A 9,280-nucleotide genomic window follows, 5' to 3' on the forward strand; every position below is an offset into this window, starting at 1 on the left:
AAGTTTTTGAAGCAAAAAGCCTGTAGACTCAGAAGAGAAAACAGACTGTCAGCTTTTATTTCATCAAATCTTGAATTGGCTCAAAGACAATACGTTCAATATCAGACAAGTAAACAGAAAGTTGTTGCTGCTTCGTGAAGAACTCAGTCACAATTGCATTGGCTTGGATTTTTTCTCCGAATGACTTCATTTATTCTTGCAACTCTGGTGTCGGCATTTGTCCTGTCTGCATTAATTGCTGGATTTTTCCTTGAAAAGCAATATAATCGTCAAAAAGAGACTTGGCTTCACTATCTGCATCAATGGCTGCCTTGCTCTCCAAAACTGCCTTGTACTCAGGTAGTTCACGGAAAGTACGGTTGAGTTCATTGGCTAAATCATAAATATTTGACATAGTATTTCTCCATTTCTTTAATTTAAAAACACCTGATATCTTGTATTTTCTCTTACTATTTTAGCAGATTTTTCTAAATCTTTACGATTTTTAAAGGTGATTTGTAGAATACCATGGGTATCCTCCCGATTTTCCTCATTAATTCGGATATTGACAACAGAGATCCCTCTCAACAATTCTAGGACGCTAAGAATGGCTCCTTCTTCATCAGGCACCTCGACAAAAAGATCGTAAAAGCTATCAACACCGGCTCGCTTATGAATTTCCATCTGTTTGCGACTCTGCCGCCCTCGGTCGAAAAATTCCCAGATAGCTGTCTCGTCCTTGGCCTCAATTGCAGCAGCAACCTTGTCTAGCTGTTTTTTAAAATCTTCCAGCCGCTCCAAAATGGCTTGAGGATTGGTCAAGAGGATAGAGGTCCACATGCCCGGCTCGCTCTCTGCAATTCGCGTCATATCACGAAAACCACCGGCCGCAAAAGACTGGGTCAGCTCATGTTCTCGGCTATAAGTTGCCGTTTGCTCCATCAGGCTGGAGGCTAGAATATGCGGAAAATGACTGATTTGACTGGTCACTCGGTCGTGCTCTACAGGATCTACCTGAATAAAGCGGGCATGAAGACCACTCAGCAAGTCCTTCATTTCTTCAAGCGTACCAGGCTTGGTCAGGCTAGAGGGCGTGAAGATATAATAGGCATTTTCAAAGAGGGTGACATGGGCTGCCTTGGCTCCGGTCTTGTGACTTCCGGCCATCGGGTGAGCACCTACAAAGCGGACGGGCTTATTCTGCAGATACTTTTCTGCAGCAGCCACAATCTCAGCCTTGGTCGATCCAGCATCAGAGATGATAACATTTTCCTTCAGGTCCAGCTCCGCTAGATCCTTGATAAATGCTATGGTCTGCTTGATGGGCACAGCCAGAATAATCACATCAGCCAATGGAGCAAAGGCGGCAAAATCATCCGTTACCCGGTCTACCATTCCACGTTCCAAAGCAACTCTGCGCGATTCCTCACTTCGATTGTAGCCGAGAATTTCAATCTCAGGATGAGCTCGCCTGATGCCCAGAGCCAAGGAAGCTCCAATCAGTCCCAGACCTGCGATATAGACTGTTTTTCTCTCCATGCCCTTCTCCTTACTTCTAAAAGTTCTTGACAAATTCCCGATGGCGGGCTACCGCGTCCTTCAGTTCTTCCAGATTGTCCGAAGAGAATTTCTCCAGAACTTCGGTGGCTAAAACTGTTGCCACTACGCTTTCCATGACTACACCTGCCGCTGGCAGAGCCGTAGGATCACTCCGCTCTACTGTAGCCTTATAGGGCTCGTGGGTCTCAATATCTACACTCATCAGTGGCTTGTAAAGGGTTGGAATAGGCTTCATGACACCTCGCACTACGATTGGCTGACCATTGGTCATACCACCCTCAAAGCCACCAAGATTATTGGTCCTGCGAGTGAAGCCATCTTCCTCAGACCAGAGGATTTCATCCATGACTTGACTGCCCTTGAGACGGCCGGCTTCAAAGCCCACGCCAAACTCGACTCCCTTGAAAGCATTGATAGACACGACTCCCTGAGCAATCTTGGCATCCAGCTTCTTGTCCCATTGGACATAGGAGCCCAGACCGATCGGCACACCGCCAATGACTGTCTCAATGACACCACCGATGGTATCACCGTCTTTCTTAATCTGGTCAATGTAGGCCTTGATTTCTTCTTCGCGCTCGGGATTGACAATGGAAACCTCTGACTGGGCAGCTCTTTCCTTGATTTCTGTTACAGTTAGATTGTCCGGCACATCAATATCAATGCCTCCAAAAGTTACGATATGGCTGGCTACCTCTACACCGATTTCTTCCAGCAAGCGCTTGGCTACTGCTCCGACTGCTACACGCATAGTCGTTTCACGGGCAGAAGAACGCTCTAGGGAATTTCGCAAATCGTCAAAGCGGTATTTCATACCACCGACCAAGTCCGCATGACCAGGGCGTGGTTTGGTAATCTTACGTAGCCCTTTTTTCTTTTCATCCACATCAGCCACACTCATAATCTCCAACCACTTCTGATGATCCAGATTTGTGACATTGAGAGTGATTGGACCGCCCATGGTCAGTCCATGGCGAACCCCGGACGTAATCTCAACTTGGTCGCTTTCAATCTTCATGCGGGCTCCACGGCCGTACCCACCCTGACGGCGCTTGAGCTCAGCATTGATGTATTCAGCGGTCAGAGGAAGACCAGCTGGCACTCCCTCAATAATAGCTGTTAGACGTGGTCCGTGGGATTCTCCTGCTGTTAAGTATCTCATACATTTTCTCCTATTCTGGGATGGAAAAGCTGGGCAGCTCGTTTGTCTTCATCTAGACTCCCCAATTGTCTCAGGTTCCATCTGGCACTTATTTCTTAAGAAATTCTTTCATCTCTTCCAGCGGAATCTGGTGAATACTAGCCGACCCTAGCTCGGGCACCAGTACTAGCTTGATAGAGTTGCCTCTAGCCTTCTTATCATGGGTCAGTGCTTGATATAGAGCATTCTCCTTCCAAGGCTGGTAATCCACCGGCAAGCCAAATTTCTGACACATACGGATTATGTCTTCTGTAATCCCAGCTGGCATGAGGCCTTGCTTTTCAGCGACACGGGAAACCTGTACCATACCAATCGCTACAGCTTCTCCGTGCATAACCTGACCATAGCCTGCTGTTGCTTCAATCGCGTGTCCAATGGTATGGCCGAAGTTCAGATAAAGGCGGACACCATTATCCAGCTCATCCTCAACCACAATCTTACGCTTGACATCGCAGGAATGGTAAATGATACTCTCTGCATGCTCCAAAATCGACTCTGGACTGCCATCCATTTCTGAAAGCTCGTCCCAGAGTTCCTTATCCTCAGTCAAGCCGTACTTGACCACCTCGCCCATACCTTCAATCAGTTCACGTTGCCCTAAAGTCTGCAAAACTTGAGGGTCAATCAGAACTCCGTCAGGCTGGGTAAAAGTGCCAACCATATTCTTGGCCAAAGGCGTATTGACACCTGTCTTACCACCAATAGAGGAATCCACTTGAGCTGTCAGACTGGTCGGAATCTGAACGAAATGAATGCCTCTCATGTAGGTCGAAGCAACAAAGCCTGCCAAATCACCAACAACTCCGCCACCCAAGGCTACAATTCCGTCACTGCGAGTTAAACCGACCTTTGCCAAAAATTCATAGGCTTTATTAACAGTTGTTAGATTTTTACTAGCTTCACCTTCAAGAAAATCAAAGGTAAAGACCTTAAAACCAGCAGCTTCCAAACTCAATTTAACCTTCTCTGCATAGAGTCTAGCCACCCGATTATCTGTGATAATTACTAGTTTCTGGGGCTGCCAAAGCTGACTCAGCCAATTTCCAGCCTGAGATAAAGTCCCGTTTTCAATAACGATATCATAGGGATGATGAGGAAGATTTACATTCAGTTTCATAAGCGCCTCCTTTATATATGAAAATGGACACCCAAAGCCTACAAAGTCCAAGAATGTCCCACACTATCTACTATAAACTATATTTCCAATTTTTCTAACAAGGCTTTTTTGATTTTTTCAGATGGCATCTTTTTACCTGTCATTAGTTCAAATGCTTTTTCTGCTTGATAGAGCAACATACCCAGACCATTTACAGTCTGCAGTCCTTGTTCTCTAGCCAAGCGCAAAAATGGTGTTTCAGCTGGACAATAGGTCATATCTGCCACTAGCAGTCCCTTAGGAAAAACAAAATCGCTTGGAATAGGTAGTGATTTTCCATCCATCCCGAGGCCTGTCGCATTGATAAATAAATCTGATTGATTGACAGCATCAGTAAGAGCTGCTAAGTCTTCAACAGCCAGTAATTGAATGGGATGACCCAGACGACGAGACATCTGTCCCATTCTCTCTTGATGTCCTGCCAATCTATCTCTGAGGTCAAAGACACAGACCTTTCCTACACCATCCAGCATAGCCTGACCAATAATAGCTGAAGCTGCACCTCCAGCCCCAAGGATTGTCAGATTTTTCCCCTTAATATGAAAGTTAGACAAACTTCTGAAAAAACCAAAACCATCTGTATTGTATCCGATAAGTCGACCATTTTGATTGACAATCGTATTGACCGCGCCGATAAGCAAGGCCGACTCATCAAGCTCATCAAGATAAGTAATTACCTCTTGCTTATAGGGCATAGAAATATTAGCTCCCAACATCTGATGAAGCCGAATATTTTCAACAGCCTGTTCCAGATTTTCCCTGTCCACCTCAAAAGCCAGATAAACCGCATTGGTATCTGTAAGGGCATAAGCCATATTATGAATAAAGGGCGAAATACTGTGCTTGATTGGCTTAGCTATGACAGCAGCCAAACGAGTGTGTCCATCAATTTTCATTTAAAATATCCCGAATTATTTTCATGCTGCTCAAAGAAATCTGACCTGGTGCTGTTGCTTCGTCTAAACTAGCAAAAGACCAAGCAGAACCCGTCAAATCAGATGCAATTCGTGAGATGCGTCCAACCCTTCCCATAGAAATAGTTACATACTCTTGCTCAGGATTTAAAGTCTTAAAGCCACGAGTATAGTTCATCAAGTCCAAAACATCCTGGCCACTATTAGCCATCACCGATACTTTGACAGCCTTAGGCGTTAGGCTAGTCAGCTCGGACAAGATTTCCATCATATTTTCAGGAGTTTCCTCAAAGTTATGATAACTCAAGACCAGGTTTGGAAATTCCAGCATTTCATCGATTTTGTCCTTGTGGGAGAAATACTCAAAATCCACATAATCTGGTTGATAGAGCTGGGCTACCTTTTTTATCATTTCCACATATTCGTCATCAGATAGCTGAATATGACCACCTTCATCCTTGGTCCGAAGTGTAAAAATCAGTTCACGGCCAGCAAATTTTTCAAAAATAGCTGGTGCAACCTTTAAGATTTCTTCTTTTTCCAAGAAATCTGCTCTCCACTCGATCAAATCCGCATCTACAAAACGTTGCGCGTCGATCTGTTGAGCTTCTTCTAAATTTCTAGGGGTGACAGAGACAACTAACTTCATTCTTCTACCTTAATCGTAAAAACTTTTAAGTAATTACTACTTTCGTCTTTCTTATTATAACTAAAGTCTGCTGGCAAACCATATTCTTTGATATAACGATGGCGCTTTCCTGCAAAACCTTTTTCAATTTCTTTCTTAAATTTAGCACGCGACACATTGGACGCATTGGTACTGGCAATCAGTATTCCTTTTGGATTTAAAATTTCCAGTGATTCTTTGATAAGCTTATGGTAATCTTTCGCGACAGAAAAAGTCTGCTTTTTATTACGGGCAAAGCTTGGTGGATCTAGCACTATGACATCATAGCTGAGACCATGTCGCTTGGCATATTCGAAATAATCAAAAACGTCCATAACCACAAACCTATGATTGTCTAAAGTCAGACCATTGGCTTGAAAATGTGCTTCGGACAGTTCCCGACTACGTTTTGCCAAATCAACTGAGGTTGTCTGGCTAGCACCTCCCATAGTAGCTGCAACAGAAAAAGCAGCTGTGTAGGAAAACATATTTAACAAACTTTTCCCAAGGACTAAGCCGTCAACAAGACTGGCCCGAACCTCATGCTGATCTAGAAAAATCCCAGTCATAAGACCATCATTTAGAAAAACTTGATAAGCCACACCATTTTCTAAAACCGTAAAGACCTCTGGTGCTTCAGCTCCATAGACGTGGGCTGACTCGTAGTCCAGCCCCTTAAAACGAATTTTTTCATAAGCTCCCATTAATTCTGGAAAGACTTCTTGAAAAGCTTGAAGGATTTCTTCCTTTAAAGAAAAGACAAAAGGATTGTACCAAGAAAAGAGAGCATAGTCTCCGTACTGGTCAATAGTCAATCCTGCAAAACCGTCGCCTTCTTGATTAAAGAGACGGTATGCAGTTATATCCTCTGCCAGACGGTAAAAACGACGCTTTTCCTTGGCTTTCTCAAATAAGGAAATAAAAAAATCTCTATCAAAATCTACTTTTTGCTTAGAAACAAGCCAGCCAAGTCCCTTGTTCTGCTTTGAGATATAACCACATCCCAGAAACTTTCCTTGGCTTGATACCAGCTCCACAGCTTGATGATCAAAAGATAGCTCTGGAAAGTCTTCTTTTTCTAAAAGCAGGGCACCCTGCCGAATCTTTTCTTCCTTATAACGAGAAACCGTAAGCTTTTTCATATTCTAAATTATATCAAATATTGAGAAATATTTCAAAAAAATTACGTAAAGCAAGCCCGTAGTAACATTAGCTCCCTCTATTTTATCCTTCTACGCCCTCTTAGCCATCTTCCTCAGCAAATTCTGGTTGATTGTTAATTTAGGCAAAGCTTATACTTTTCGTTCACCCTATAAAACAAAATGTGATATACTTAATACGATACAGAAAAATTTAGGAAATAAGACAAGGAAGTACTTTTGTGAAAAAAATGACTAGGAAATTACTCAATTTCATGAGTACCAGACTAGGTTTTGTCTTGACCTTGCTTTGCTTCTACTGGTTAAAAACCATGTGGGCATACACTGTCGACTTTAATTTGGATATCCAAGGATTTTATCAGGCCTTCTTAGCCTTTGTAAATCCTATACCCTTAGGCTTATTATTTATTGGCTTAGCGCTTTATTTCAAAAGAAGCGCCATATTCTATGGATTTTCAATTTTTGTTTATATTTTGCTCTTTATCTGGCTGTTTTCAAATGCCGTATACTACCGCGAATTTAGTGACTTTGTAACCGTCAATACCATGATGGCTTCCAGCAGTGTTTCTGCTGGTTTGGGTGAAGCTGCCCTCGGCTTATTTAGACCATGGGATATCATCTATCTGATTGATTTTCCGATTCTGGGCTACCTCATGTATAAAAAGTTCATCAGGGTTGACCATCGTCCATTTAATAAGAGAGCTAGCTTTGCCATCACAGCACTTTCTACTATGCTCTTTACAGCCAATCTCTTTTTGGCGGAAATTGACCGTCCTCAGCTCCTGACCCGTGGTTTCTCAAACTACTATGTCGTTCGGGCACTGGGACTTCCAGCCTTTCTAGGCTACAGCGGAAATCAAACCTATCAAGCCAACAAAGAGCGATCCAAAGCCTCTGCTGAAGATTTGAAGCCTGTAGAAGAATACATTCAGAATCACTATGCAGAACCTAACAAGGATTACTTTGGTATTGCCAAAGGTCGCAATGTTATCTATGTCCATCTGGAGAGCTTCCAGCAGTTTCTGATTGACTATAAGCTACAGGCAGATGGAAAAGCGTACGAGGTGACCCCTTTCCTCAACTCCCTCTACCACTCCAATTCGACTCTGTCTTTCTCCAATGTCTTCAACCAGGTTAAGGCTGGTAAGACTTCTGATGCTGAAACCATGATTGAAACTGGACTCTTCGGTCTCAACCAAGGCTCCTTCATGGTTAACTACGGTGGTACCAATACCCAGCAAGCTGCACCTTTTATTCTTTCCAAAAATGGTGGCTATACTTCTGCTGTTTTCCATGGTAATGCTGGAAGCTTTTGGAATCGTAATACAGCCTATAAACAATGGGGTTATAACTATTTCTTCGATGCGTCTTACTTTACTAAGCAGGACGACACCAACTCCTTCCAGTACGGCTTAAATGACAAGATTATGCTGAAAGATTCCATCAAATATCTGGAGCGCCTGCAACAGCCTTTCTATGTTAAATATATCACGGTTTCTAATCACTATCCTTACACGACTAGCTTGATTGGTGACGAGATTGGGTTCCCGCTGGCTAAGACAAAGGATGAGACCATTAATGGCTACTTTGCTACTGCCAACTATTTAGATTCTTCTGTCAAGGCCTTGTTTGATTATCTCAAAAAATCCGGCCTCTATGACAACTCTATTATCGTTCTCTACGGAGACCATTTTGGAATTTCCCAAACCCGCAATCCTAACTTGGCCCCTCTTGTAGGAAAGACTTCTGAGACTTGGTCCAACTACGACAATGCCATGATGCAGCGCGTCCCTTACATGGTCGTAATTCCTGGTATGGACAAAGGAAAGATAATTGATACCTACGGCGGTCAAGTAGATATGCTGCCAACATTGGAGCATTTGCTGGGCATTGACTCTAAAAACTACCTTCAGGTCGGCCAGGATATGCTATCAACTCAGCATCAGCAAATCACAGCTTTCCGATCCAGCAATAACTTTGTCACACCAAAATACACTAGCTTCAACGGACGGACCTACTACACTCAAACCGGTGAGGAAATTACCAATCCAGACGAAACCATCAAGAAAGAACTGGATGATATTCGTAATGCTGCCAATACCCAGCTGAAGATTAGTGACGCTATTCAAACCGGTGACTTAATTCGCTTCTACGAGGGTAATGACTTGGGCAAGGTAGATGTCAAGAAATACTCTTACAACCACTCTTTCAAAGCATTGAAGAAAATCGAGGAAGAAAAAGGAGACCAATCAACCAGTCTCTACAGCCAACGCAAGGGTGAATCGACCATTGACCTCTTTAATGCTCCAAGCTATCGAGCGCTCCACCCAGAACAATTTGAAAGCACCAGCTCCTCAGAAGACAGTTCTGAATCCAGCAGCGACAGCTCAAACAGCTCAAGTTCTTCTTCTAGTAAGCAGTGATAGATACTGAAAAAACCACCTAATAGGTGGTTTTTTTGGATAGATTCGTAAAGAAAAACTTAATTACTCACTTAAATCTTGAGAGTACAAAAACTCCAGAATCTTCATCTGCTTGCGACCAATCGTTGTACAGTTACTTAAATCTTGAGAGTACAAAAACCAATGCCAGTTATGTGCATATGTGGTCTATGTTGTACAGTTACTTAAATCTTGAGAGTAC

General features: G+C 43.2%; 8 protein-coding genes and 1 pseudogene. 2 read left to right on the forward strand and 7 right to left on the reverse strand.

Features of this window, described 5'->3' with window-relative positions:
• Positions 1-55: 55 nt before the first annotated feature.
• The 7 genes and pseudogenes from HMPREF2780_RS09735 to HMPREF2780_RS09765 form a co-directional block, all read right to left on the reverse strand.
• A pseudogene (locus tag HMPREF2780_RS09735) lies at positions 56-394 on the reverse strand (YlbF/YmcA family competence regulator).
• Positions 395-411: 17 nt separating this feature from the next.
• The gene (locus tag HMPREF2780_RS09740; RefSeq protein WP_105026556.1) at positions 412-1,518 is read right to left on the reverse strand and encodes a prephenate dehydrogenase; all 1,107 of its coding nucleotides are present in this window, start codon (positions 1,516-1,518) and stop codon (positions 412-414) included.
• Positions 1,519-1,534: 16 nt separating this feature from the next.
• Complete coding sequence (gene aroC, locus HMPREF2780_RS09745) at positions 1,535-2,701, reverse strand: chorismate synthase (protein WP_105026557.1); 1,167 nt, start codon at positions 2,699-2,701, stop codon at positions 1,535-1,537.
• Between the two features lie 88 nt (positions 2,702-2,789).
• On the reverse strand, positions 2,790-3,857 hold the full coding sequence (gene aroB, locus HMPREF2780_RS09750; RefSeq protein WP_105026558.1) for a 3-dehydroquinate synthase: 1,068 nt from the start codon (positions 3,855-3,857) through the stop codon (positions 2,790-2,792).
• A 77-nt stretch (positions 3,858-3,934) separates the two neighbouring features.
• Positions 3,935-4,792: a shikimate dehydrogenase gene (locus tag HMPREF2780_RS09755; RefSeq protein ID WP_008809309.1), complete on the reverse strand. Its 858-nt coding sequence runs from the start codon at positions 4,790-4,792 to the stop codon at positions 3,935-3,937.
• The gene (gene aroD, locus HMPREF2780_RS09760; RefSeq protein WP_008809310.1) at positions 4,782-5,459 is read right to left on the reverse strand and encodes a type I 3-dehydroquinate dehydratase; all 678 of its coding nucleotides are present in this window, start codon (positions 5,457-5,459) and stop codon (positions 4,782-4,784) included. Before aroD ends, HMPREF2780_RS09755 begins: the two co-directional genes overlap by 11 nt.
• Entirely contained in the window at positions 5,456-6,619 is a 1,164-nt protein-coding gene (locus tag HMPREF2780_RS09765; protein WP_105026559.1) for a class I SAM-dependent rRNA methyltransferase, read from the reverse strand. Before HMPREF2780_RS09765 ends, aroD begins: the two co-directional genes overlap by 4 nt.
• A gap of 239 nt (positions 6,620-6,858) precedes the next feature.
• Between HMPREF2780_RS09765 and HMPREF2780_RS09770 the strand changes: the two genes are divergently transcribed.
• Positions 6,859-9,060: an LTA synthase family protein gene (locus HMPREF2780_RS09770; protein WP_061595955.1), complete on the forward strand. Its 2,202-nt coding sequence runs from the start codon at positions 6,859-6,861 to the stop codon at positions 9,058-9,060.
• 35 nt (positions 9,061-9,095) lie between these two features.
• Positions 9,096-9,280: hypothetical protein (locus HMPREF2780_RS11805; RefSeq protein ID WP_233994394.1), on the forward strand; the 185-nt coding region annotated here is incomplete at its 3' end.

The organism is Streptococcus sp. HMSC062B01, from assembly GCF_001811085.1.
In the GTDB taxonomy this organism is placed as follows: Bacteria; Bacillota; Bacilli; order Lactobacillales; family Streptococcaceae; genus Streptococcus; species Streptococcus gordonii.

What these genes read in the sequence shown, in the direction of transcription:
- HMPREF2780_RS09740 (WP_105026556.1), bottom strand. Translation starts at nt 1,518, where the DNA reads ATGGAGAGAAAAACAGTCTATATCGCAGGTCTGGGACTGATTGGAGCT.
- aroC (WP_105026557.1), bottom strand. Translation starts at nt 2,701, where the DNA reads ATGAGATACTTAACAGCAGGAGAATCCCACGGACCACGTCTAACAGCT.
- aroD (WP_008809310.1), bottom strand. Translation starts at nt 5,459, where the DNA reads ATGAAGTTAGTTGTCTCTGTCACCCCTAGAAATTTAGAAGAAGCTCAA.
- HMPREF2780_RS09765 (WP_105026559.1), bottom strand. Translation starts at nt 6,619, where the DNA reads ATGAAAAAGCTTACGGTTTCTCGTTATAAGGAAGAAAAGATTCGGCAG.
- aroB (WP_105026558.1), bottom strand. Translation starts at nt 3,857, where the DNA reads ATGAAACTGAATGTAAATCTTCCTCATCATCCCTATGATATCGTTATT.
- HMPREF2780_RS09755 (WP_008809309.1), bottom strand. Translation starts at nt 4,792, where the DNA reads ATGAAAATTGATGGACACACTCGTTTGGCTGCTGTCATAGCTAAGCCA.